Origin of the sequence: Enterobacter cloacae complex sp. ESBL7 (assembly GCF_041679625.1) — a bacterium.
GTDB lineage: Bacteria > Pseudomonadota > Gammaproteobacteria > Enterobacterales > Enterobacteriaceae > Enterobacter > Enterobacter asburiae_B.
On sequence record NZ_JBGORN010000002.1, the window covers coordinates 506770 to 531019 of the forward strand.

Annotated in this window: 26 protein-coding genes, 2 tRNA genes and 1 other annotated feature; of the genes, 15 read left to right on the plus strand and 13 right to left on the minus strand. The window is 53.7% G+C overall.

Annotated features, from left to right (window positions below; translation table 11 throughout):
• The first annotated feature begins 214 nt into the window (after positions 1-214).
• Positions 215-1381, plus strand: coding sequence for a UDP-glucose 6-dehydrogenase (ugd, locus tag ACERY3_RS12420; RefSeq protein WP_033145958.1), 1167 nt, complete (start codon positions 215-217; stop codon positions 1379-1381).
• Positions 1382-1433: 52 nt separating this feature from the next.
• Here the strand turns inward: ugd and ACERY3_RS12425 are convergent, their stop codons facing one another.
• Positions 1434-2438, minus strand: coding sequence for an NAD-dependent epimerase (locus ACERY3_RS12425; RefSeq protein ID WP_373225766.1), 1005 nt, complete (start codon positions 2436-2438; stop codon positions 1434-1436).
• 192 nt (positions 2439-2630) lie between these two features.
• Between ACERY3_RS12425 and wzzB the strand changes: the two genes are divergently transcribed.
• Entirely contained in the window at positions 2631-3611 is a 981-nt protein-coding gene (gene wzzB, locus ACERY3_RS12430) for an LPS O-antigen chain length determinant protein WzzB (protein WP_373225767.1), read from the plus strand.
• Positions 3612-3649: 38 nt separating this feature from the next.
• On the opposite strand, the gene hisIE is transcribed toward wzzB, so the two are convergent.
• From hisIE to hisL, 9 genes are all read right to left on the minus strand, one after another.
• The gene (gene hisIE / locus ACERY3_RS12435; RefSeq protein ID WP_039263829.1) at positions 3650-4261 is read right to left on the minus strand and encodes a bifunctional phosphoribosyl-AMP cyclohydrolase/phosphoribosyl-ATP diphosphatase HisIE; all 612 of its coding nucleotides are present in this window, start codon (positions 4259-4261) and stop codon (positions 3650-3652) included.
• Positions 4255-5031 (minus strand): imidazole glycerol phosphate synthase subunit HisF, encoded by a 777-nt coding sequence (gene hisF, locus ACERY3_RS12440; RefSeq protein ID WP_373225768.1) that lies wholly within the window; start codon positions 5029-5031, stop codon positions 4255-4257. Before hisF ends, hisIE begins: the two co-directional genes overlap by 7 nt.
• A complete protein-coding gene (gene hisA, locus ACERY3_RS12445; protein ID WP_373225769.1) occupies positions 5013-5750 on the minus strand; it encodes a 1-(5-phosphoribosyl)-5-[(5-phosphoribosylamino)methylideneamino]imidazole-4-carboxamide isomerase in 738 nt (245 codons plus the stop codon). Before hisA ends, hisF begins: the two co-directional genes overlap by 19 nt.
• A complete protein-coding gene (gene hisH, locus ACERY3_RS12450) occupies positions 5750-6340 on the minus strand; it encodes an imidazole glycerol phosphate synthase subunit HisH (RefSeq protein ID WP_373225770.1) in 591 nt (196 codons plus the stop codon). The genes hisA and hisH overlap by 1 nt, the downstream gene beginning before the upstream one ends.
• Complete coding sequence (gene hisB / locus ACERY3_RS12455; protein WP_032636078.1) at positions 6340-7407, minus strand: bifunctional histidinol-phosphatase/imidazoleglycerol-phosphate dehydratase HisB; 1068 nt, start codon at positions 7405-7407, stop codon at positions 6340-6342. Before hisB ends, hisH begins: the two co-directional genes overlap by 1 nt.
• Entirely contained in the window at positions 7404-8465 is a 1062-nt protein-coding gene (hisC, locus tag ACERY3_RS12460) for a histidinol-phosphate transaminase (protein WP_032658765.1), read from the minus strand. Before hisC ends, hisB begins: the two co-directional genes overlap by 4 nt.
• Positions 8462-9766: a histidinol dehydrogenase gene (gene hisD, locus ACERY3_RS12465; RefSeq protein ID WP_373225771.1), complete on the minus strand. Its 1305-nt coding sequence runs from the start codon at positions 9764-9766 to the stop codon at positions 8462-8464. The genes hisC and hisD overlap by 4 nt, the downstream gene beginning before the upstream one ends.
• Before the next feature lie 5 nt (positions 9767-9771).
• Positions 9772-10671 (minus strand): ATP phosphoribosyltransferase, encoded by a 900-nt coding sequence (gene hisG / locus ACERY3_RS12470; RefSeq protein ID WP_033145950.1) that lies wholly within the window; start codon positions 10669-10671, stop codon positions 9772-9774.
• 45 nt (positions 10672-10716) lie between these two features.
• Positions 10717-10840: a sequence feature (His leader region), on the minus strand.
• Positions 10816-10866 carry a his operon leader peptide gene (hisL, locus tag ACERY3_RS12475; protein WP_001364200.1) on the minus strand — a complete coding sequence of 17 codons (51 nt, stop codon included), beginning with the start codon at positions 10864-10866 and terminating at the stop codon, positions 10816-10818. (Overlaps the previous feature by 25 nt.)
• Before the next feature lie 175 nt (positions 10867-11041).
• On the opposite strand from hisL, the gene ACERY3_RS12480 reads away from it, so the two are divergent.
• The 4 genes from ACERY3_RS12480 (at position 11042) to ACERY3_RS12495 (ending at position 14468) form a co-directional block, all read left to right on the plus strand.
• Entirely contained in the window at positions 11042-11866 is an 825-nt protein-coding gene (locus ACERY3_RS12480) for an SDR family oxidoreductase (RefSeq protein WP_024908072.1), read from the plus strand.
• Positions 11867-11908: 42 nt separating this feature from the next.
• Positions 11909-12838, plus strand: a complete 930-nt coding sequence (locus tag ACERY3_RS12485) for a LysR substrate-binding domain-containing protein (RefSeq protein ID WP_033145949.1) — start codon at positions 11909-11911, stop codon at positions 12836-12838.
• A gap of 219 nt (positions 12839-13057) precedes the next feature.
• Complete coding sequence (gene yoeI / locus ACERY3_RS12490; protein WP_099458931.1) at positions 13058-13120, plus strand: membrane protein YoeI; 63 nt, start codon at positions 13058-13060, stop codon at positions 13118-13120.
• Positions 13110-14468, plus strand: a complete 1359-nt coding sequence (locus ACERY3_RS12495; protein WP_033145948.1) for an APC family permease — start codon at positions 13110-13112, stop codon at positions 14466-14468. Before yoeI ends, ACERY3_RS12495 begins: the two co-directional genes overlap by 11 nt.
• Before the next feature lie 118 nt (positions 14469-14586).
• Here ACERY3_RS12495 and sbcB read toward each other — a convergent pair whose 3' ends face one another.
• Positions 14587-16023 carry an exodeoxyribonuclease I gene (gene sbcB / locus ACERY3_RS12500; RefSeq protein ID WP_370650855.1) on the minus strand — a complete coding sequence of 479 codons (1437 nt, stop codon included), beginning with the start codon at positions 16021-16023 and terminating at the stop codon, positions 14587-14589.
• A 198-nt stretch (positions 16024-16221) separates the two neighbouring features.
• Between sbcB and dacD the strand changes: the two genes are divergently transcribed.
• From dacD to ACERY3_RS12520, 4 genes are all read left to right on the plus strand, one after another.
• A complete protein-coding gene (gene dacD / locus ACERY3_RS12505; protein WP_032658759.1) occupies positions 16222-17388 on the plus strand; it encodes a serine-type D-Ala-D-Ala carboxypeptidase DacD in 1167 nt (388 codons plus the stop codon).
• Between the two features lie 119 nt (positions 17389-17507).
• Positions 17508-17981 carry a DNA gyrase inhibitor SbmC gene (gene sbmC, locus ACERY3_RS12510; RefSeq protein WP_033145946.1) on the plus strand — a complete coding sequence of 158 codons (474 nt, stop codon included), beginning with the start codon at positions 17508-17510 and terminating at the stop codon, positions 17979-17981.
• A 92-nt stretch (positions 17982-18073) separates the two neighbouring features.
• Positions 18074-19132, plus strand: coding sequence for an FUSC family protein (locus tag ACERY3_RS12515; RefSeq protein ID WP_023312358.1), 1059 nt, complete (start codon positions 18074-18076; stop codon positions 19130-19132).
• A 158-nt stretch (positions 19133-19290) separates the two neighbouring features.
• Positions 19291-19626 (plus strand): DUF496 family protein, encoded by a 336-nt coding sequence (locus ACERY3_RS12520; protein ID WP_008499467.1) that lies wholly within the window; start codon positions 19291-19293, stop codon positions 19624-19626.
• Positions 19627-19673: 47 nt separating this feature from the next.
• Here the strand turns inward: ACERY3_RS12520 and ACERY3_RS12525 are convergent, their stop codons facing one another.
• Complete coding sequence (locus tag ACERY3_RS12525) at positions 19674-20009, minus strand: gamma-glutamylcyclotransferase family protein (RefSeq protein ID WP_058841463.1); 336 nt, start codon at positions 20007-20009, stop codon at positions 19674-19676.
• A 53-nt stretch (positions 20010-20062) separates the two neighbouring features.
• Positions 20063-20138, minus strand: a tRNA-Asn gene (locus ACERY3_RS12530).
• Positions 20139-20299: 161 nt separating this feature from the next.
• On the opposite strand from ACERY3_RS12530, the gene emmdR reads away from it, so the two are divergent.
• From emmdR to ACERY3_RS12555, 5 genes are all read left to right on the plus strand, one after another.
• Positions 20300-21754: a multidrug efflux MATE transporter EmmdR gene (emmdR, locus tag ACERY3_RS12535; protein ID WP_139153142.1), complete on the plus strand. Its 1455-nt coding sequence runs from the start codon at positions 20300-20302 to the stop codon at positions 21752-21754.
• A gap of 103 nt (positions 21755-21857) precedes the next feature.
• Positions 21858-21933 (plus strand) — tRNA-Asn (locus ACERY3_RS12540).
• A 180-nt stretch (positions 21934-22113) separates the two neighbouring features.
• Positions 22114-23397, plus strand: coding sequence for a tyrosine-type recombinase/integrase (locus ACERY3_RS12545; RefSeq protein WP_373225772.1), 1284 nt, complete (start codon positions 22114-22116; stop codon positions 23395-23397).
• A gap of 112 nt (positions 23398-23509) precedes the next feature.
• On the plus strand, positions 23510-23962 hold the full coding sequence (locus ACERY3_RS12550) for a hypothetical protein (RefSeq protein ID WP_373225773.1): 453 nt from the start codon (positions 23510-23512) through the stop codon (positions 23960-23962).
• Positions 23959-24216 (plus strand): hypothetical protein, encoded by a 258-nt coding sequence (locus ACERY3_RS12555; protein ID WP_373225774.1) that lies wholly within the window; start codon positions 23959-23961, stop codon positions 24214-24216. The genes ACERY3_RS12550 and ACERY3_RS12555 overlap by 4 nt, the downstream gene beginning before the upstream one ends.
• Positions 24217-24250 lie beyond the last annotated feature (34 nt).

Consider the following 24250-nt stretch of genomic DNA (forward strand, 5'->3'; position numbering starts at 1 on the left):
GCTGTAATCAAAACCCGGAGCATGTCTCCGGGTTTTTTTATGCAAAAAGTGTCGCCTGTTATTCGAAGTAGTCTGAATCTCGCCCCGCTCGTAGTGATTACTCCTGGTTTGCCTTGACAGTTCAGTTTGCCAGGAGGTACAAAGCCCCACAGTTATGTTTATCGCGATGGTCTGGCGGCCATCAGTACAGTTAACTCACAGAAGTCATTAGCGAATGAAAATAACAATCTCCGGAACAGGGTATGTCGGTCTTTCTAACGGCATTCTGATTGCCCAGAATCATGAAGTGGTTGCGCTGGATATCGTGCAGGCCAAAGTGGATATGCTCAATCAGAAAAAATCGCCGATTGTGGATAAAGAAATCCAGGACTATCTCAGCAATAAATCGCTGAATTTCCGCGCCACGACAGATAAAGAAGATGCATACCGCGATGCGGATTACGTCATCATTGCGACGCCTACTGACTACGATCCTAAAACCAATTACTTCAACACCTCAACTGTAGAGGCGGTGATCAAGGACGTTATCGCGATTAACCCTGACGCGGTGATGGTTATTAAATCGACCATTCCTGTTGGGTTTACCAAATCTATTAAAGAAAAGTTCGGTATTGATAATATCTTCTTCTCGCCTGAATTCCTGCGTGAGGGGAGAGCGCTTTACGATAACCTGCATCCTTCGCGTATCGTCATTGGCGAACGTTCAGAGCGCGCTGAACGCTTTGCTGCGCTGCTGCAGGAAGGCGCAGTGAAGAAAGATATTCAGGTGCTGTTCACCGACTCCACCGAAGCTGAGGCGATTAAGCTCTTCGCGAATACCTACTTGGCAATGCGAGTGGCTTATTTCAATGAGCTCGACAGCTACGCAGAGAGTCTTGGCCTGAATACCCGCCAGATTATTGAAGGTGTGTGTCTCGACCCGCGTATTGGCAACCACTACAACAACCCGTCATTTGGCTACGGTGGCTATTGCCTGCCAAAAGATACTAAACAATTGCTGGCAAATTATCAGGCTGTGCCGAACAACCTCATTTCGGCGATTGTTGACGCTAACCGTACACGTAAAGATTTCATCTCCGACTCCATCCTTGCGCGTCAACCGAAAGTGGTCGGCGTATACCGTCTGATCATGAAGAGTGGCTCCGATAATTTCCGCGCCTCTTCCATTCAGGGGATCATGAAGCGCATTAAGGCGAAAGGGGTTGAGGTTGTTATCTATGAGCCTGCCATGCCGGACGATCAGTTCTTCAATTCCCGGGTGATCCGCGATCTGGATGCCTTTAAGAAAGAAGCCGATGTCATCATTTCAAACCGCATGGCGGAAGAGCTGGCTGACGTGGCGGATAAGGTTTATACCCGCGATCTGTTTGGTAGCGACTGATTCTCTGTTTTATCCTGTAAAAAACCCGGCTGAATTGCCGGGTTTTTTATTTTCAAACCTTGTAGAAATCGCGGTACCAGCCGACGAAGTTCTTCACCCCATCTTTAACCGAGGTTTGCGGTTTAAATCCGATCACCTCATAAAGCGCCCGGGTATCGGCACTGGTTTCCAGAACATCGCCTGGCTGGAGAGGCAGCATGTTTTTCTCTGCTTTTTTACCCAGCGCGTCTTCCAGGGCGGTAATGTAATCCATCAGTTCGACTGGCGAGCTGTTACCGATGTTGTAGACCCGGTAAGGCGCTGAACTGGTTGCCGGGGAGCCGGTCTCAACGGTCCAGTTTGTGTCTGACTGAGGAATAACATCCTGCAGACGAATAATTGCTTCAGCGATGTCATCAATGTACGTGAAGTCGCGCTTCATTTTACCGTAGTTATAGACATCGATGCTTTTGCCCTCAATGATCGCCTTAGTAAACTTAAATAGCGCCATGTCCGGACGTCCCCACGGACCGTACACGGTGAAGAAGCGCAGGCCGGTGGTCGGCAAGTTGTACAGGTGCGAATAGGTGTGCGACATCAGCTCATTGGCTTTTTTGGTCGCGGCATAGAGTGAGACCGGGTGATCCACGGAATCGTCAGTGGAGAAGGGCATCTTGCGGTTGAGGCCGTATACGGAGCTGGACGAGGCATAAAGCAGATGCTGCACGTTATTATGGCGGCAGCCTTCCAGCACGTTGAGATGGCCGATAAGGTTGGCATCTGCATACGCGTGAGGGTTTTCAAGAGAGTAGCGTACACCCGCCTGCGCGGCCAGATGAATCACACGATCAAACTTCTCACTGGCGAAAAGCGTGGCCATACCTTCCCGGTCAGCTAATTCCAGCTTGTGGAAGGTGAAACGCTCAGATTTTAACAGTTCCAGGCGCGCCAGCTTCAGGTTGACATCGTAGTATTCATTGAGGTTATCGATACCAACAACCTGATGACCCGCCTCAAGGAGGCGTTTACTGACATTCGCACCGATAAAACCTGCAGCGCCCGTGACTAAAAATTTCATAGCTTCCCTCATAAACCCTATTCTATAGATGCCGTAACGCATCACATGGCGTCTATGATAGCGCGAAGGGTGTAAGTTACATAACCCATCTTTCCGATATTACTCATCGGATTCTTATAGAAAAATCGCCAATAATAGATAAACTATACGAACTTAATTATGTTTGCCCTTTTTTTATCAGTTAGGGATTGTATGACGCAAAACAACAATAGCCAGGTCAGTCGAAGCAATGACCCTGAGCAAATTGATTTACTTGATTTAGTGTTCCAGCTGTGGCGTGGAAAATGGGTGATAACAACCTTTGTTGTCGTTTGTATCGCCCTTGCAATTGGATATCTCTCTGTTGCAAAGGAAAAATGGACATCAAGTGCGATTATTACGCAACCAGATGCGGCCCAGATTGCCAGCTACTCTAATGCATTGAATATCCTTTATGGTACTGCGGCACCAACAATGCTTGACAACCAAACGCGCGCTATTGGCCGTTTTAACGCCTCATTCTCGGCGTTGTCGCAGGCGCTTGAAAACCAGAAGGAGCCTGAAAAACTGACTATAGCGCCGACTGTAACTGGGCAGCCGCTCCCGCTGAGTGTTTCCTATACCAGTACATCAGCAGAAGCTGCTCAGAAACAGCTGGCACAGTATATTCAGCAGGTTGATGAGCAAACGGCGAAAGAACTCGCTGTTGACCTTAAGGACAATATCAAAGAGCAAATTAAGACTCTGAATGATTCTCTGCAAAACCAGGAAAAGGTCGCTCAGGAACAAAAAGATCTGCGTATTAAACAGATTGCTGAGGCACTAAAGAACGCTGACGCAGCGAAAATTACTTCGCCTCAGCTTCAGCAAACTCAAGAGGTGACTCAGGAAACGATGTTCCTGCTGGGAAGTGAGGGGCTGAAATCAATGATTGACAACGAGGCTTCTCTCCCGTTGGTCTTCCCAAGAGCCTATTATCAGACCAAACGAAATCTGCTGGACATCCAGAATCTCAATGTAAACCCAGATACAATCCACGTTTACCGTTACGTCATGAAACCAGATCAGCCAGTTCGACGAGATAGCCCGAAAAAAGCGCTTGTTCTGATTCTTGCCGTGCTGCTGGGTGGCATTATCGGTTCAGGTTTTGTGCTTGGCCGCAACGCATTGCGCAACTACAAACCAAAAGCCTGATTTGCAGATAAAAAAAACCGGGGATATCCCCGGTTTTTTTATTTGTGCCGTTTGCGAAGATTTTCAATCACCGCCGTCAAATCCAGCTCCTGATCCTGCAGCAGCACCAGCAGGTGATACATCAGGTCCGACGCTTCATTCGTCAGCTCCTCGCGGTCATGCACCGTTGCGGCCAGCGCGGTTTCAACGCCTTCTTCTCCCACCTTCTGTGCGATGCGCTTGGTTCCGCTGGCGTACAGTTTCGCGGTATAGGAACTCTCGGGATCCGCCGTTTTACGCTCTGCCAGCAGCTGTTCCAGTTGATACAGGAACAGCCACTGGTGGCTCGCCTCTCCAAAGCAGCTGCTGGTGCCCTTATGGCAGGTTGGGCCGATTGGGTTTGCCAGCACCAGCAGGGTATCGTTATCGCAGTCAGGCGTTATGCTCACTGCATTCAGGAAATGACCCGAGGTCTCGCCTTTGGTCCACAGGCGCTGTTTCGTGCGCGAGTAGAACGTTACTTTGCCGCTGTCGATCGTTTTCGCCAGCGCGTCCTGGTTCATATACCCCAGCATCAGCACTTCGCCTGAGACGGCATGCTGGACAACCACCGGCAGTAACCCGTCAGTTTTTTCCCAGTCCAGCTGCGCCTGTTGTTGCTCTGTTAACATACCCTGATCTCCACGCCCTGGTCGGCCAGGTACGTTTTTAACTCACCAATATTAATAATCTGTTTGTGGAACACGGACGCGGCCAGCGCGCCGTCCACGTTCGCATCGCGGAAGGCTTCGAGAAAGTGTTCCATGGTGCCCGCGCCGCCGGAGGCGATCAGCGGAACGTGGCAGACCGAACGGACTTTTTTCAGCTGCTCGAGGTCATACCCGTTACGCACGCCGTCCTGGTTCATCATGTTGAGGACAATTTCGCCCGCGCCACGCTTCTGCACTTCCTGCACCCAGTCGAGCGTTTCCCACTGCGTCACGCGCGTGCGGTTTTCATCCCCGGTGTACTGGTTCACGTGGTACTTGCCCGTTGTGGCGTCATACCAGGTGTCGATCCCAACCACAATACACTGCACGCCAAAACGATCGGCGAGGCGGGTGATCAGCTCCGGGTCGGCCAGGGCAGGGGAGTTGATAGAAATCTTGTCGGCGCCAAAGGAGAGAATTTTGGCGGCGTCGTCAGCGGACTTAATCCCGCCCGCCACGCAGAACGGAATGTCGATCACTTCCGCCACGCGTGCCACCCAGCTTTTATCGACCACGCGGCCATCGCTGGAGGCGGTGATGTCGTAAAAGACCAGCTCGTCGGCGCCTTCATCGGCATAGCGTTTTGCCAGCGGAACGATGTCGCCAATGATCTCGTGATTGCGGAACTGCACGCCTTTCACGACCTGACCATCGCGTACGTCAAGACAAGGAATTATCCGTTTTGCCAGCATTGAATCGCCTCCGTCACAGTAAATTTACCTTCCAGCAGGGCCCGGCCCACAATCACGCCCTGCACACCGGTACCGCGCAGCGCGGCCACGTCCTCTATATCACCGATACCGCCAGAAGACTGGAACGCCACCTGCGGATAACGCGCACAGACCTCTTCATACAGCGAGACGTTGGAGCCCGCCAGCGTCCCGTCGCGGGAGATGTCCGTACACAACACGTGCTTCAGGCCAACGGGCAGATAGATATCGACCAGCTCTTCCAGCGTCACACCGGAGTTTTCCTGCCAGCCGCTAACGGCCACCTGCTTATTACCCTGTTCGTCAATACGCACGTCCAGCGCCAGCACCAGGGCATCGGCACCAAAGCGGCGGAACCAGCCTTTCACGGTCTCAGGATCTTTCACGGCGGTTGAACCCACCACCACGCGGGCCACGCCAGCCTCCAGCAGCGCCGCGACGTCATCTTCCGTACGCACGCCGCCGCCGACCTGGACGGGCACATCAACACCCGCAACAAGTTGTTTTAGCAGCGGGATCTGGCGTTTCGCCGGATCTTTCGCGCCCGTCAAATCCACCAGGTGCAGTACCTGCGCACCCTGAGCGGCATAATCCTGCAGACGCGGCAGCGGGTCGTTTCCGTAGTCGCGCTGCTGGCCGTAATCGCCCTGATGCAGACGGACAACCGTACCGTCAATTAAATCTAACGCGGGAATAATCATCACATCTCCAGGAAGTTTTTCAGCAGCTGCGCGCCCGCGACGCCAGAGCGCTCCGGGTGAAACTGTACGCCGAAGAAATTGTCTTTCTGTACGGCCGCCGTAAACGCTTCGCCGTAGATGCACTGGGCGATCGTATTCACGTTCACCGGCATGGCGTAGCTGTGCACGAAGTAAAAATACGCGCCGTCTTCGATGCCGCGAAACAGCCGGTCGCCCGCTTTGGCGTAGACGCGGTTCCAGCCCATATGCGGCAGAGGCAGGCCGCGATCGGTCATTTTCGGCACGTCTTCATCAATAATACCCAGCAGGTCAACGCCGTTGCTCTCTTCGCTGCGGCGGCCCAGGATCTGCATGCCCAGACAAATGCCCAGCACCGGCTGGGTACAGGCTTTGATCAGGTCGACCAGCTCTCGTTCGCGAATCTGATCCATCGCCGCCTGCGCGGTGCCCACGCCCGGTAAAAAGAGTTTGTCGGCGCGCAGCACCACGTCCGGGTCACGGCTTACCACCGGCTCATAGCCGTGGCGCGCAATCGCCGATTTGACGGAGTTCAGGTTGGCGCATCCGGTATCCAGAATGACCACGTTCATTACAGCACTCCTTTCGATGAAGGCAGGGCGTCACCTTCCACGCGAATTGCCTGGCGCAGGGTACGGCCAAAGGCTTTAAAGAGACTCTCCACGCGGTGGTGGTCGTTCTTGCCCTTGGTCTTCAGGTGCAGCGTCAGGCCCATGGTGTAGGACAAGGAGCGGAAGAAGTGCTCCACCATTTCGGTGCTCAGATCGCCCACGCGCTGGTAGGTGAAATCAGCTTTGTATTCCAGGTGCGGACGGCCGGAGATGTCCATCGCGCAGCGCGCCAGACACTCGTCCATCGGCAGGACAAAGCCGAAACGGTTAATGCCGCGCTTGTCGCCGAGCGCCAGCTTCAGGGCTTCACCCAGCGCCAGACCGGTATCTTCCACGGTGTGGTGATCGTCTATGTAGAGATCGCCTTTTACCGTAATTTCCATGCGGAAACCGCCGTGGGTGGCAATCTGGTCCAGCATGTGATCGAAGAAACCGACCCCGGTGTGGATCTTGCTGCCGCCTTCACGGTCCAGCCAGACCTTCACATCAATCTGCGTCTCTTTGGTGTTGCGCTCTACGTGGGAATAGCGGTCGCGTTTTGTCAGCTGCTCGCCAATCTTCGCCCAGTTCAGGTTGTTGCGGTCGTAGCGCAGCCCCGCGATGCCCATATTTTCCGCCAGCGTGATATCGGTGATTCGATCGCCGATGACATAGCTGTTGGTTTTATCCAGCGCATCTTCAGCCAGGTAGCGCTCTACCAGCTTCACCTTTGGCTTACGGCAGTCGCACTCGTCGGCCGGCATGTGCGGGCAAATCAGCACTTCATCAAACACCACGCCTTGAGAGGTCAGCACCTGCATCATCAGATTATGCGGGCCGTCAAAGTCTGCCTGCGGGAAGCTGTCGGTACCCAGACCATCCTGGTTGGTGATCATCACCAGCTTAAAGCCTGCTTTTTGCAGCTTAAGCAGCACCGGGATCACGTCCGGTTCAAAAGCCAGCTTGTCGAATCGGTCGACCTGAAAATCGGCTGGTGGTTCCGAAATAAGGGTGCCGTCACGATCGATGAAAAGGATCTTCTGGGTCATACTTTCTCCGCTTTCAGGGCGTCAATCACGCGCTGGCTCTCTGCACGGGTGCCTACGGTAATGCGCAGGCACCCGCTCAGAGAAGGTTGTTTATTCTGGTCTCGTAAGATAATGCCCTGATCCCATAAAGATTTAAATACGGCACTCGATGCGGTGAAGCGCACCAGGATGTAGTTAGTTTCAGAGTCGAATACCTGCTCCACGCAAGGGATATCCTTCAGGGCGGTCACCAGATACTGACGTTCCTCCAGAATTTGCGCCACGCGCTCGCGCATCGCGTTGATCCCCTGAGGCGTCAGCGCCTGTGCCGCAATATCGGCAACCGGCGTTGAGAGCGGGTACGGGGCGATCACTTTCAGCAGCAGGTCGATGACCTCTTTATTTGCCAGGGTGAATCCGCAGCGCAGACCCGCAAGGGCAAAGGCTTTCGACAGCGTGCGCAGCACCACCAGGTGCGGATACTCTTCCAGCCAGCCTGCCAGCGTCGCCTGTGGGCAGAACTCGATGTAGGCTTCGTCGGCAACCACCAGCGCTTTACCGCGCGTCATTTCCAGCAAAGTGCGGATATCCTGCGGGTTGATAATCTGTCCGGTCGGGTTGTTCGGGCTACAGACAAACACCACTTTTACACCATCGAGATTGTCGGCAATGCCCTGCAAATCCAGCTGCCAGTTCTCCAGCGCCTGCACGTTGCGACACGCTACGCCGAAGGTTTCCGCGCTGACGCTGTACATGCCGTAGGTAGGCTGGCAGTACATCACCGCGTCTTTGCCAGGCTCGCAGAAGGCGCGGATCAGCAGTTCGATGCCCTCATCCGCGCCGCGGCTGACCAGCACCTGCTCTGGCTTCACTCCCGCATACTGCGCGTAGTTTTCAATAACGGCCTTTGGCTGACACTCCGGATAGCGGTTCAGCGTTTGCTGCGACAGTTCAAACTGCACCGCCGTCGGGAATTCGTTGGCGTTCAGCCAGACATCCCCTTTACCGCCCAGACGACGCGCCGACTGGTAAGGCGTCAGGCGACGGACATTTTCGCGGGCTAACTCTTCAATGTTCATGCTTGCTCCTTCAGGGCTGCAACGCGCAGCGTAACGGCATTTTTGTGGGCGGTCAGCCGCTCGGCGGCGGCCAGGGTTTCAATAGTAGACGCCAGTGACGCAAACCCTTCGCGGGAGAGCTCCTGCACGGTCATGCGTTTCTGGAAATCCGCCAGGCCCAGGCTCGAACAGGTAGAGGTGTAGCCATACGTGGGCAGCACGTGGTTGGTGCCGGAGGCGTAATCGCCCGCGGACTCCGGTGACCAGTCGCCGAGGAACACCGAGCCCGCGCTGGTAATGCTGTCAACCAGATCGCGCGCGTTGCGGGTCTGAATGATCAGGTGCTCCGGGCCGTACTGGTTGGAGATGGCAATACACTGGTCCAGGTCGCGCGCCACAATCAGTCGGCTGGCCGCTAGCGCCTGACTTGCCGTGTCGGCGCGGGGCAGGTCGGCAAGCTGGCGTTCAACGGCTTCGCCCACGCGTTTCGCCATATCGGCATCCGGCGTCAGCAGGATGACCTGCGAGTCCGGGCCGTGTTCCGCCTGAGAAAGCAGGTCGGAGGCCACGAAGTCCGGCGTTGCGCCGCTGTCGGCAATCACCAGCACCTCAGACGGGCCGGCAGGCATATCGATGGCCGCGCCGTCCAGACGCTGGCTGACCTGGCGCTTGGCTTCGGTCACGTACGCATTGCCCGGGCCAAAAATTTTGTCAACCTTAGGAATAGATTCCGTGCCAAACGCCAGGGCCGAAATCGCCTGCGCGCCGCCCACTTTATAGACCGCCTGCACGCCGCAGAGCTTCGCCGCATAGAGGATCTCGTCGGCAATCGGTGGCGGTGAGCAAAGCACCACTTTCTGACACCCGGCAATGCGCGCGGGTGTTGCCAGCATCAGTACGGTGGAGAAAAGCGGGGCAGAGCCGCCAGGGATATAGAGGCCAACGGATGCAACCGGGCGCGTGACCTGCTGACAACGCACGCCGGGCAGGGTTTCGACATCCACGGTCTGCAGCTTTTGCGCGGTGTGGAAGGTATCAATGTTTTTCACCGCGACGGCCATCGCCTGCTTGATATCGTCACCCAGACGATTGCTGGCATCAATGATTTCCTGCTCGGTAACCTGTAATGCACCGACTTCCGTCTTGTCAAACTTCGCGCTGTATTCACGCAGCGCGTCATCGCCACGGGCTTTGACGTTATCCAGAATCTCCGCCACGGTGCGTGAGATGCTCTCAGAGGCGGAAATCGCCGGGCGCATCAGCAGCTCGCGCTGCTGTGCGTCGCTACAGGTGTTCCAGTCGATGATTGTGTTAAAGCTCATGGCCATTACTCCATCATCTTCTCAATAGGCAGCACCAGGATGGAGCTTGCGCCCAGCGCCTTCAGTTTTTCCATGGTTTCCCAGAACAGGGTTTCGCTGCTCACCATGTGCATCGCCACGCGCTGCTGATCGCCCGCCAGCGGCAGGATGGTTGGACGCTCAGCGCCCGGCAGCAGGGCAATCACTTCATCCAGACGCTCGGTTGGGGCGTGCATCATGATGTATTTGGACTCACGCGCCTGAATCACGCCCTGAATGCGGGTCAGCAGCTTGTCGATCAGCTGCTGCTTGGCGTCGGCCATGTCGCCGTCGCGCTGAATCAGGCACGCTTTAGAGCGGTAGATCACTTCCACTTCGCGCAGACCGTTGGCTTCCAGCGTCGCGCCGGTAGAGACGAGGTCACAGATGGCGTCCGCCAGACCCGCACGCGGCGCCACTTCAACGGAGCCGTTCAGCAGGCAGGATTTAAACTGCACGCCTTTCTGGTCGAGATAACGCTTTAACAGGTGAGGGTAAGAGGTGGCGATACGTTTGCCGTTCAGCGCGGCCGGGCCGTCCCACGTTTCGTCAACCGGCGTGGCCAGCGACAGGCGGCAGCCGCCGAAGTCCAGACGACGCAGGGTGAAATAACGCGGATCTTCGCCCTGCGCGCGGCGGGTCAGCAGCTCTTCTTCCAGCACGTTTTCCCCGATGATGCCGAGGTCAACGACGCCGTCCATGACCAGGCCGGGAATATCGTCATCACGCACGCGCAGAATGTCGATGGGCATGTTTTCAGCCAGAGCAATCAGGCGCTGGGTGTGCAGGTTAATTTTAATCCCGCAGCGGGCCAGCAGTTCGCGTGAATCGTCGCTCAAACGGCCTGATTTTTGAATAGCTATGCGTAAGCGTGAGTTATCTAACATTCTTTATTCCTCGTTAACCTGTTTTAACCTGTCTGAATTCGGTCCAAAAAAAAGCCCCCGGAAGAAGATCTTCCGGGGGCTTTTTCATGCGTTCATGCACCACTGGAAGATCCAAACGTCTTCCAGCACACATCGCCTGAAAGACTAGTCAGGATGATGGTGATGATGGTGGTGTTTAAATTGAACGCGTGTCATATAAATTCTCGATGAATGCTTATTCATTTGATGTCTTTTAACCTAAACCAGTTGTACGACATATTGCAAGGGCTTTTTTTGATCATTAATTCATTTCATATTGATGCTATGAATTGTGTGTTCTGCCGGGCTGGCGTAGCCTTATAAAAGACGAGTGAGAGTCAGGAGAATTCGCATGAAAAAGGTCGCGATTGTCGGTTTAGGGTGGCTGGGAATGCCGCTGGCGATGTCATTAGCCGCGAAAGGCTGGCAGGTGACCGGGAGCAAAACCACGGCGGATGGGGTAGAGGCAGCGCGCATGTGCGGTATTGATGGCGTTGAGCTGCGCCTTGAACCGGAGCTGGTGTGTGATGCTGACGATCTGGACACGCTGATGAACGTCGATGCGCTGGTGATCACGCTCCCCGCGCGGCGCAGTGGCCCGGGCGAGTCGTTTTATCTGCAGGCGATGCAGGAGATCGTCGACAGCGCGCTGGCGCACCATGTTCCGCGCATCATTTTTACCAGCTCGACGTCGGTGTATGGCGAAGTTGAGGGCGTGGTGAAAGAGAGTTCCGAGCGCCGTCCCGTGACGGCGAGCGGTCAGGTTCTGAAAGAGCTGGAAGACTGGCTGCATAATCTTCCCGGCACGCAGGTCGATATCGTACGTCTGGCGGGGCTGGTGGGCCCTGGCCGCCATCCGGGACGCTTTTTTGCCGGTAAGTCTGCGCCAGACGGCCAGCATGTCGTCAATCTTGTGCATCTTGACGATGTTGTTGCTGCGATTGAGCTACTCTTACAGGCTCCGAAAGGTGGACACATCTATAATATATGTGCACCTTCTCATCCGGCACGCAGCACGTTTTACCCGCTGATGGCACGTCAGCTGGGTCTGGCTCCGCCGGTTTTTGGTGAGGCAAAGGATGACAGTAAAGGCAAAATTGTTGATGGCAATCGCATTTGTCATGAGCTGGGGTTTGAGTATCAGTATCCCGATCCGCTGGTGATGCCCATGGAATAAGACCCGCAGCGGAGAAGATCGCGCACCAGAAGGGGGGCGAGCATGAAACCGCTGCTGGATGTTCTTATTATTCTGGATGCTCTGGAAAAAGAGGGGAGCTTTGCCGCTGCGTCAGCAAAGCTCTACAAAACCCCATCTGCGTTGAGCTATACCGTCCAAAAACTGGAAAGCGATCTCAATATCCAGATCCTCGATCGCTCCGGACACCGCGCACGTTTCACCCGTACCGGGCAGATGCTGCTGGAAAAAGGTCGCGAAGTCCTCCATACCGTTCGTGAACTCGAAAAACAGGCCGTAAAACTCCATCAGGGTTGGGAAAACGAGCTGGTTATTGGCGTGGATGATACCTTTCCGTTTTCTCTCCTGACGCCGCTGATTGAAGCCTTCTATCAACACCACAGCGTGACCCGGCTTATCTTTATCAACGGCGTGCTGGGTGGCTCCTGGGATGCCTTAACGCAGGGCAGGGCGGACATTTTCGTCGGTGCGCTCCATGAGCCTCCCCAGCTGAGTGATTTTGGTTTTGCCCGGCTGGGCGTGCTCGAGCAGGTATTTGCCATAGCGCCTCATCATCCCCTGGCTCAGGAACCCGAGCCGCTTAACCGTCGCGTGATTAAAGGCTACCGCGCCATAGTTGTTGGGGACAGTTCTCGTCCGGAATGCTCGGTTTCCTCGCAGCTGCTTGATGAGCAGGAGGCTATTACCGTTTTCGACTATAAAACCAAGCTGGAACTGCAAATAAGCGGCCTCGGCTGCGGCTATTTACCTCGCTATCTGGCGCAGCGGTTTATTGACAGCGGCGCGCTTGTTGAAAAACAGGTACTTGCTCAAAGCAGTAATGAATCGGTGTGGGTAGGCTGGAATGAACAAACTGCCGGGCTGGCCAGCGCCTGGTGGCGAGACGAGATTTTAGCAAATAGTGCTATCGCCGCCGTTTACTCTCAGCCCGGCGTCCAGAAATCAGCCAGTTAGCAAAAAGAAAAACGGACCGGGCGTTGCAAAGTATTGCCTTTTGTATCCGATGTGGGGCAAAATGCCGCCGCTGCAACCAAATGAATAATCGACGATATAAAAGGCGTCGGTTATTTTTTTTTGCATGTACGAAACGAAACTAAAAACCAAGAGGCCGGGCTTCGTACCGGATAGATATTTACTAAAATCCGACAGTTGTTGTCGCTGAGGAAGAAAGAAATGGGGCAATTTTTCGCTTACGTGGCGGTTATCACCGTAAAGGAGAATAACTATGTCGCATAACGCAACTCCAAACACCTCTCGCGTGGAATTACGTAAAACGCTTACGTTGATTCCGGTTGTTATGATGGGCCTTGCCTATATGCAACCGATGACGCTGTTCGATACATTCGGTATCGTATCAGGCCTCACAGACGGTCATGTGGCAACGGCGTACGCCTTTGCGCTGGTCGCCATTCTCTTTACTGCGCTGAGCTACGGTAAACTGGTTCGCCGTTTCCCGTCTGCAGGCTCTGCCTATACCTATGCCCAAAAATCCATCAGCCCGGCGGTTGGCTTCATGGTGGGCTGGTCATCTCTGCTGGACTATCTGTTCATGCCGATGATCAATATTCTGCTGGCAAAAATTTACTTCGAAGCGCTGGTGCCTTCTGTTCCATCGTGGATCTTCGTTGTCGCGCTGGTGGCCTTTATGACCATCTCTAACCTGCGCAGCATCAAGACCGTGGCGAACTTCAACACCCTGATTGTTATACTGCAGATGGGTATTGTGGCGGTTATCGTTGGCCTGATCATCTACGGTGTTTCTCACGGTGAAGGTGCAGGTACGCTGACCAGCACGCGTCCATTCTGGTCTGAAGGTGCGCACGTTGTGCCGATGATTACCGGTGCGACGATTCTGTGCTTCTCGTTCCTGGGCTTTGACGGTATCTCTTCTCTGTCCGAAGAGACCAAAGATGCTGAGCGCGTGATCCCGAAAGCGATTTTCCTGACAGCGCTGATTGGCGGCCTGATCTTTATCGGAGCTTCCTACTTCCTGCAGCTGTACTTCCCGGACATCTCTCGCTTTAAAGATCCAGATGCGTCACAGCCTGAAATCATGCTGTATGTAGCGGGTAAAACCTTCCAGTGGGGCGTGCTGATCTTCTCCAGCGTGACCGTACTGGCGTCCGGCATGGCGGCACACGCAGGCGTTTCTCGTCTGATGTACGTGATGGGCCGTGACGGCGTATTCCCGACCCGTTTCTTCGGCTACGTTCATCCGAAATGGCGTACTCCGGCGTGGAACGTGCTGCTGGTTGGCGCTATTGCCCTGCTGGCGATTAAATTCGACCTGGTGACGGCGACCGCGCTGATTAACTTCGGTGCGCTGGTGGCGTTTACCTTCGTTAACCTCTCCGTGATCTCACAGTTCTGGATCCGTGAGAAGCGCAACAAAACGCTGAAAGACCACTTCAACTATCTGGTGCTTCCAGTATGTGGTGCCCTGACCGTGGGCGCGCTGTGGGTTAACCTGGAAGAGAGCTCTATGGTGCTTGGCCTGATTTGGGCGGGTATCGGCCTGATTTACCTGGCCTGCGTCACGAAGAGCTTCCGTAACCCGGTTCCTCAGTACGAAGACGTCGCGTAATGACTTGCCGGGTGGCGCTAGCGCTTGCCCGGCCTACAAAACGACACACCCGTTGGCCTGTGCCAGCGGGCAAAAAAAAGCCGGAGACATCGCCTCCGGCTTTTTTTATACCCCTCGCTCAGACAATCTCTTGAGCGTACTGGAACAGGGATTTCAACAGCGCCTGTTTCTCAGCATTCCCCTCATACTGGCCATAAAGCATTTCCAGCTCCTGGGCATAGCTATTAAGGAACTCAGGGGTAAAGACATTGCGACGATGCTGCAGCCAGCGATCCTGCTCAGCCTCGTCCAGCGTGCCGGGGAAGTTACGCGCGCGGTAGTTAAACATCAGCTTTTCGATGCGTTTATCGGCAAAGGTGATATCCAGCGCCGGCAGGTTACGCGGCTCGGTTTGCAGAACGATATTCATCGCCGCGCGGTCGGCATCGCTGAAGAAGCCGTTGTAGAGCTGGGCATCCACGTTTTCAGACGGCACGAACGGCTCCGCCTCGGCAAAGATAGCAACTACTTTCTCGCGCACCTGCGGGTTATCGCGCAGCACTTTCAGGTTATCAAGGCAGCGCTGACGGTTAATGCCCAGTCTGTCCGCATCTTCCGGGCGCAGCGTATTCGCCTGCGCGAGTACCGGACATTTATTGATATGCACCAGTTTGACCGGCACCGCGGGCAGATCGCCGAGTTCATTTTTCGGGGTATAGAGCCGTTCGCGCAGGGTATCGCTGTCGAGCTCCAGCAGCGGCGAAATATCGCCGGCTAAATCCACCATGATGACCGCATTACGGTTGTCCGGATGCCACGCCAGCGGGGCGACCCAGCTGGTATTACCGCGCCAGGCACCAAACATGCCGGAAATATGCACCAGGGGTTTCATCTGCGGCACGTCGATAAGGGTCATCAGCTTCTGCTTGCTGCGGTGGCTCAGCAGATACTCAAACAGCCGGGGCTGCGCGTTTTTCACCAGCTTCGCCATGGCAATGGTGGCATAGACGTCCGCCATCGCGTCGTGGGCATTGCTGTGCTCGATGCCGTTGGCGCGCGTCAGGTGTTCCAGCCGGAAGCTGGTCAGCCCTTCCTCGTTTTCCGGCCAGTTAATGCCCTCAGGACGCAGGGCATAACAGGCGCGCATGATGTCGAGCAAATCCCAGCGTGAATTGCGGTTCTGCCAGCTCCAGGCATAGGGATCGTAGAAGTTGCGATAGAAGATGTTGCGCGTTACTTCGTCATCGAAGCGGATGTTGTTGTAACCGACCACGCAGGTATTGGGGACGGTAAACAGATCGTGGATGCGTCGGGCGAATTCTGCCTCGTTAACGCCTTTCTCGCGCGCTTCCTGAGGCGTGATCCCGGTGACCATGACCGCCCCGGGCTGCGGCAGGTAGTCATCAGCCGGTTTGCAGTAAAAGACCTCAGGCTCGCCAATAATGTTGAATTCGTCGTCGGTACGGATGGCGGCAAACTGCGCCGGTCGGTCCAGCGCCGGGTGCGTGCCAAAGGTTTCGTAGTCATGAAATAAAAAAGTCGGGCGAGCGGCAGAGTCAGACACCAGTAATACCATCCTGTTAAAAAATGACGTCACTATGGTAAACGATCGTGCGGTTCAGACCGAATAAAAAGCACCGCTGTCGAGCAAATTTGCGCGCCAGCATCAGAGAAAAATCTGTGCTCTGTCACATTTTTTTGCAATTAAGCCAGGTAACGACATCAGAACTCCCGTAAAAAGGTCATCGATTTTTAATGACCTGAGGATATACCGTTGAAACGCCGTCTGTTTATTGCTGTTTCTTTACTCGCTTCGAGTGTCTCATCTGCTTTTGCGGCCGAACCACTGGATTTTTCGCCGCAGCCTCCGGCCATTCAGGCTGGCTCCTGGGTGCTGATGGACTACACGACTGGTCAGATCTTAACGGCGGGCAACGAACATCAACAACGTAATCCGGCGAGCCTGACCAAACTGATGACAGGGTATGTGGTTGATCGGGCCATTGATAGCCATCGCATTACGCCGGACGACATTGTCACCGTCGGGCGTGACGCGTGGGCAAAAGGCAACCCGGTTTTTGACGGCTCGTCGCTGATGTTCCTGAAAGAGGGCGATCGCGTCTCCGTGCGTGATTTAAGCCGCGGTCTGATTGTCGATTCCGGCAACGACGCCTGCGTGGCGCTGGCCGATCACGTGGCGGGCGGTCAGCCGCAGTTTGTGAAGATGATGAACGACTACGTGCAGAAGCTGAACCTGCGCGATACGCACTTTGAAACCGTCCACGGGCTGGACGCGCCGGGCCAGCACAGCTCGGCCTATGACCTGGCCGTACTCTCCCGGGCCATCATTCACGGCGAGCCTGAGTTTTACCATATGTACAGCGAAAAGAGCCTGACCTGGAACGGGATCACCCAGCAAAACCGTAACGGCCTGCTGTGGGATAAAACCATGAACGTGGACGGGCTTAAAACGGGGCATACCTCGGGAGCGGGCTTTAACCTGATTGCGTCCGCCGTTGACGGCCAGCGCCGTTTAATCGCGGTGGTGATGGGGGCGGACAGCCCGAAAGGCCGTGAGGACCAGGCCCGGAAACTGCTGCACTGGGGGCAGCAGAACTTCGATACGGTGCAAATCCTGCATAGCGGTAAAAAAGTGGGGACAGAGCGTATCTGGTACGGCGATAAGGAGCAGGTGAAACTGGGCACCGACCAGGATTTCTGGCTGGCCTTGCCGAAAGCGGAAGTGCCGAACATCAAAGCCAAATACGTGCTGGATAAAAAAGAGCTGGAAGCGCCGATTGCTGCGCATCAGCGGGTCGGGGAGATCCAGCTCTATGACCGTGACAAGGTGGTGGCGCACTGGCCGCTGGTGACGCTGGAAGCCGTTGATAAGGGCGGACTGTTCTCTCGCATGAGCGATTATCTCCACCACACGCTTTAACCGCTGATGGGCAGACTGGCAGGGTTGCGAGTCTGCTCACATAATAAACACTCCTCGTTTGCCGATAATAGTAATCCAGCTTTATAGTGTATAAATATACAGTAATAAATGGAGGCAGCATGGACTACAGCATCAAGCAGCAACAGAAACGTAAGATTGCCGGTTTTCATTTGGTCGGACCGTGGGAACAAACGGTTAAACAGGGCTTTGAACAGCTGGTGATGTGGGTGGACGGGCGCCACATTGAGCCGCTGGAGTGGGTTGCGGTCTACTACGATAACCCCGACGAGGTCCCGGCAGAAAAACTGCGCTGCGATACGGCCGTTACGGTACCGGACGATTTCGTTATCCCGGAAAACAGCGAAGGCGTCATGATGACGGAAATCGCGGCCGGGGATTATGCCGTGGCGACGGCGCGCGTGGAAAACTACGACTTCGCCACGCCGTGGTATCAGTTCTTCAACTCTCTGCTGCAGGACAATAAGTACCAGATGGCGCTTAAACCCTGCTTCGAACGCTATCTCAATGACGGCAATGCAGACGGCTACTGGGATATCGAAATGTATATCGCGGTAGAGCATAAAACGGCTTAAGCCTGCTAAATGAAGGGTTTTTCAGCCGGGAGCGATCCGCCCGGCTGAAAACACAGTACAATTGTGATTTGCCGTGTAGCTGGAGAGCGGGTGTGCGTCCCGACAAATCATTAACCCCTTTTGAAATTCGGTTGTACAAACATTACCGCGTGGTGCACGGGTGCCGCATCGCGCTGGCGTTCGTATTGACGTTTGTACTGGTCCGTTTGCTTGATGTTCCGGAAGGGACGTGGCCGCTGATCACCCTGGTGGTGGTGATGGGGCCCATCTCGTTTTGGGGGAACGTTGTTCCGCGCGCCTTTGAGCGAATTGGCGGGACGGTTTTAGGCTCGGCCCTTGGGCTTATTGCCCTGAAGCTGGAGCTCATCTCATTTCCCGTGATGCTGGCATGGTGCGGGGCCGCCATGTTCCTGTGCGGCTGGCTGGCGTTGGGCAAAAGACCGTATCAGGCCTTGCTGATTGGGATTACTCTCGCGGTGGTTGTCGGTGCGCCCGCCGGGGATATGACCACCGCGCTGTGGCGAAGCGGGGATGTTATCCTGGGATCACTGCTGGCCATGCTCTTCACCGGCATCTGGCCGCAGCGCGCTTTTCTGCACTGGCGTATTCAGATGGCGAACTACGTCACCGCCTTTAACCGCGTCTATCAGGCCGGTTTTTCTCCGAATCTGGTCGAGCGTCCCCGGCTGGAAAAGCATCTGCAAACAATCCTCAACGACGTGGTCAAAATGCGCGGCCTGATCACGCCCGCCAGCAAAGAAACCCATATTCAGAAATCGATTTTCGAAGCCATCCAGACGGTAAGCCGCAATCTGGTCTGCATGCTTGAACTGCAAATCAACGCCCACTGGGCCTCGCGTCCCAGCCATCTGTTGATGCTTAACGCGCAGACTCTCAAAGAGACCCAGCAGATGACGCAGCAAACGCTGTTGACCATCGCCCATGCGCTCTATGAAGGGAACCCGCAGCCGATACTGGCCAACAGCGAGCGGCTGAATGAGATCGTCGCGGAGCTGAAGCAGCTCATCAATGAGCGCCAGAGCGATAACGTGGCGGAAACGCCAATTCATGGCTACGTCTGGCTGAGCATGGAACTGGCGCGGCAGCTTGAGCTGTTATCGCACCTTATTTGCCGGGCGCTGCGCAAATAAAAGGCGTATGTGACGGCTGCTGCTTCGATTCAGCAGCAATTGGGGTTATGATAGCTTTAAACGATATACTCATTGTCATTCGCAGCCGCTGTCAGTAAGGTTATTGTTACAACGGTTGCCTTAACGAATCCGAATCTCACATTATCAGGGGTGTAAAAATGGAAACTACCAAGCCTTCGTTCCAGGATGTTCTGGAATTCGTCCGCCTGTTCCGCCGCAAAAACAAGCTGCAGCGTGAAATCCAGGACGTTGAGAAGAAGATCCGTGACAACCAGAAACGTGTTCTGCTGCTCGACAACCTGAGCGACTACATCAAGCCAGGTATGAGCGTTGAAGCTATTCAGGGCATCATCGCCAGCATGAAGAGCGACTATGAAGACCGCGTTGATGACTACATCATCAAAAACGCTGAGCTGTCCAAAGAGCGTCGCGACATCTCTAAAAAGCTGAAAGTGATGGGCGAAATCAAAAACGGCGAAGCAAAAAGCGAGTAATCGCAGCGAATAATGAAAAAGGCTCTCTGGTGACAGAGAGCCTTTTTTTATGATTCAGAACGCGGCTGTAGCTGATAAATCCAGGCCTGAACCTGCTTGCCTTCAAGGGTGGTTACCATGACCTCAACCCGATCGTAGCCGTCTTCAAACTCGTCCAGCATTTGCCAGTTTGCGGCAAGGTTATCCGAGATAAACAGATAGCCTTCGACGCGGGGGCCATCAGGGTGGAGCAGAATTCCCGGGAAGTCCGCCGCGGCGCCCCAGCCGCGTTCGTAAAACGTGCCGGATACGGAACCGGCCAGCCATTCGCCGCCGATGTTTTCAAGAATATGCGCATTAGAGTGGCCCGGGCGCAGCGTGCCGTAGACAAACAGAGCGTTCATTTTCCCTCATCCGCAAAGCAAAAAGCCTGCTTTAAAAGCAGGCTTTTTAAATTTGGCTCCTCTGACTGGACTCGAACCAGTGACATACGGATTAACAGTCCGCCGTTCTACCGACTGAACTACAGAGGAATCGTTGTGGAGGCTTATCTTAGCGGCGAAAAAACTTTTGTCAAACCTGATCTTAGGGAAAATCGACTGATTGCTGATTCTGTCGTCAGTTTGTTGTAAATCCACCCATCTTTTTCTGGAAAATACTTTGCAGGATTAGCATTTGTCCCCCATCATTTGAAATGGAGTTTCAACTTTTCTCGCTAAGGTCCATTTTGAACGTCACTGCCTCCTTACGCCAGGCGATAACGCGCACGCCATGGTATGCAAAACGTAAAAGCTATCGTGTCCTGTTCTGGCGTGAAATCACCCCTCTTGCCGTGCCTATCTTCCTGGAAAATACCTGCGTTCTGCTGATGGGGGTTTTGAGCACCTTCCTGGTGAGCTGGCTGGGTAAAGAGGCGATGGCTGGGGTTGGGCTGGCGGACAGCTTTAACATGGTGGTGATCTCGTTCTTTGCCGCCATAGATCTCGGGACGACGGTGGTGGTGGCCTTTAGCCTCGGCAAGCTTGATCCCAAACGTGCACGCGAGGCGGCCCGCCAGTCGCTGATGATCATGACCATTTTTTCGATCGTTCTGGCGGCGGTGATCCACTATTTCGGTAAAGAGATTATCGATTTTGTCGCCGGGGAGGCCACTAACGAGGTTAAAGACCTGGCGCTGACCTACCTGGAAATGACCGTCTTAAGCTATCCGGCGGCGGCCATTGCGCTGATTGGCAGCGGTGCGCTGCGCGGGGCGGGCAACACCAAAATTCCGCTGCTGATCAACGGCGGGATGAATATCCTGAATATCATTATCAGCAGCGTGCTGATCTACGGCGTGTTCTCGTGGGAGGGGCTGGGGGTCGTCGGTGCCGGACTGGGGTTAACCATTTCACGCTATATCGGTGCGGTAGCCATCATTGGGGTGCTGATGGTGGGGATCACCCCCTCGCTGCGTCTGACGCTAAAAAGCTATTTCCGCCCCTTTAATTTCGCGATTATCTGGGAAGTGATGGGGATCGGCATTCCTGCGAGCATTGAATCGGTCTTGTTCAACGGCGGGAAGCTGCTCACGCAGATGTTTGTCGCCGGGATGGGCACCGACGTTATCGCCGGTAACTTTATCGCCTTCTCTATTGCCTCGCTGATTAACCTGCCGGGTAACGCGCTGGGTTCGGCATCGACCATTATTACGGGTAAACGGCTCGGGAAAGGGCAGATAGGCCAGGCGGAGCGGCAGCTGCGGCACGTCTTCTGGCTGTCGACCATTGGGCTGACGCTGATCGCCTGGGGAACCGCGCCGTTTGCCGGGCTGATGGCCTCGTTCTATACCCACGAAGATGACGTTAAAGAGGTCGTAAAGATCCTCATCTGGCTCAACGCGGCCTTTATGCCCATCTGGGCGGCCTCATGGGTATTACCCGCCGGGCTGAAAGGGGCGCGCGATGCCCGCTTTGCGATGTGGGTATCGATGCTCGGCATGTGGGGATGTCGCGTTGTCGCGGGGTATACGCTCGGGGTGATGCTTGGATGGGGTGTGGTCGGCGTCTGGCTGGGGATGTTCCTCGACTGGGCTGTGCGGGGTGCGCTGTTCTACTGGCGGATGGTCAGCGGACGCTGGCTGTGGAAATATCCGCGAAAAAATGCCTGACAATTGCGCGAAGTGGAGAATAATTCGGCAAACGATCGGAAATGTGCATTCTGCCTTTGACATCCCGGGGGAGCATCGATAATATGCGCCCCGTTCACACGATTCCTCTGTAGTTCAGTCGGTAGAACGGCGGACTGTTAATCCGTATGTCACTGGTTCGAGTCCAGTCAGAGGAGCCAATTTAAGGGAAGCAGACGTTCACTGACGTCTGCTTTCTGCATTTCTATCAGTTGGTTATCCCTCTTCAGTCGTTCACCCTCGTTCACTAAAAACCACTCGAAGCCATATCATTTTGATGGTAAAAATGCTGGTAATGCTGGTTCGATTTCCCTTTTACCAACAATCGAGGGGATGTTTTCATGTCACTGACTGATATTAAAGCAAAAAATGCAAAACCCCTTGAGAAGGAATACAAGCTTACTGATGGCTTTGGTATGTTCCTTCGTGTTACCCCTAAAGGTTCGAAATACTGGCAAATGGCCTACCGTTTTGAAGGGAAGCAAAAACTCTTCTCTATTGGTGTTTACCCTGCTGTTTCTCTTTCTGACGCAAGACAGCGCCGTGATGAAGCCAGAAGGCTTCTTGCTCAGGGCATTGACCCTAATGCAAAGAAACAAGCAGAGGTTAAAGAACTAAAGGCCAAGCGTGATAAGACACGCACCTTCACTGTGGTGGCTAAAGCTTGGTTCTCCACGAAAACAAAATGGTCAAAAGATTATGGTGACTCCGTATGGAAGCGCCTTGAAACCTATGTCTTCCCGACTATTGGCGATAAAGATGTTGCTGAACTGGATACGGGTGACTTGCTGGTTCCGGTGAAAAAGGTTGAGGCACTTGGTTATCTTGAAGTTGCCATGCGCATTCAACAATACATTACGGCGATCCTCCGCCATGCAGTCCAGCAAAAACTGATACGCCATAACCCCGCCTATGATATGGAAGGTGCAGTTCAGAAACCACAGACTGAACACCGCCCTGCACTGGAGCTGGAAGAAATCCCACAACTACTGAAAAAAATTGCCGAATACAAAGGTCGCAGGTTAACCATACTGGCTATTCAGCTCAACCTGATGATTTTCATTCGTTCCAGTGAGCTTCGTTTCGCTCGCTGGTCTGAAATTGATTTCAAAAGTAAGTTATGGGTGATCCCCGAACAGCGGGAAGCAATTGAAAACGTGAAACATTCGACTCGTGGTGCCAAAATGAAGCGTAAGCACTTTGTTCCCCTTTGTAAGCAAGCCATGAGGATACTGAAAGAGATCCGACAACTGACTTATGAAGAAGGCAATGATGACGGATTAATCTTTACTGGCTGTTATGACTCGTTTAAACCTATGAGTGAAAACACCATCAACAAAGCCCTTCGCAATATGGGCTATGACACGAAGCAGGACATCTGTGGACACGGTTTTCGCACACTGGCCTGTAGTGCCTTAATTGAGTCCGGTTTATGGTCAGAAGACGCAGTAGAGCTTCAGATGAGCCACAAGGAAAGCAATAGCGTCCGTGCAGCTTATACCCACAAAGCCAAGCACCTTGATCAGCGCCGCCTGATGCTTCAGTGGTGGGCTGATTTCCTTGATGCTAACAGCAATTCCATGATCAGGCCGTTTGAATTTGCGAAAACAGAAGAAGTAGTATAATCCCTTATTTTTCAATCCCTCCGGTAAACAGCTGGAGGGGAAAACCTTGCCTTATGTATGTGATAGCGTTAGATTATCTGACCACATCAGGTCGTTGATTATAAGGGTAACAATGGAACTGGAAAGTGTTGTAAAAGTTGCTGCTATCTGCGCATCTGTTGCTGCATTAGGAAATTTAGCTACTGCAGTTTTTTCATATCTGGCAACAAGAAAGACAACGAAAAATCAACGAGAGTTAACACAGCGACAGATCATTCTCCCATTATGGGATCATATTTCTGCCTTAAGTAAAATTAATCCTCAAAACCCTGTGACAGTTGATGTCGTTAAAAATATTAATGCTTTAGAACTTGTAGCACTCTGTTGCGAAGCAGATATTGTTGATGAAAAAGTTATTTTCAGAACGTTTTCTGAACAATTTATTCAGCACTTTGAAGACATTAAAAGCTGTCAGGATGTAGGTGATGGGAGAAGCGGTACGTCACTCATCAAAGAAAACCGGGCTGCAGAAGAGTTTTATGACCGTCTGAATGAAGCGAGAAAATCAACCGGGAGAATAAAATGAAGGATGATTTAGGTTTACATACAAAAGAAGCGATACGGCATTTATTATTGGCACTGAGACACGAACACCCTGAAATATTGAGAAACGGTGGTGATATACGGTCAGAGGACAGTAGAGATTTCTTAATTACTATATCAAAACTAGAAGTAGTGCTTGAGTCTTATCAGGGAACAGAGTTCTTTAAATCCCTTTCCATCTCGGCTCTTGGGGCTGGTGCTCCTTGCCCTAATTGTAGAGGAACGGGTAAGGTTTAATATTTTATTGTTGAACCCTACTCTTTAATAAGTG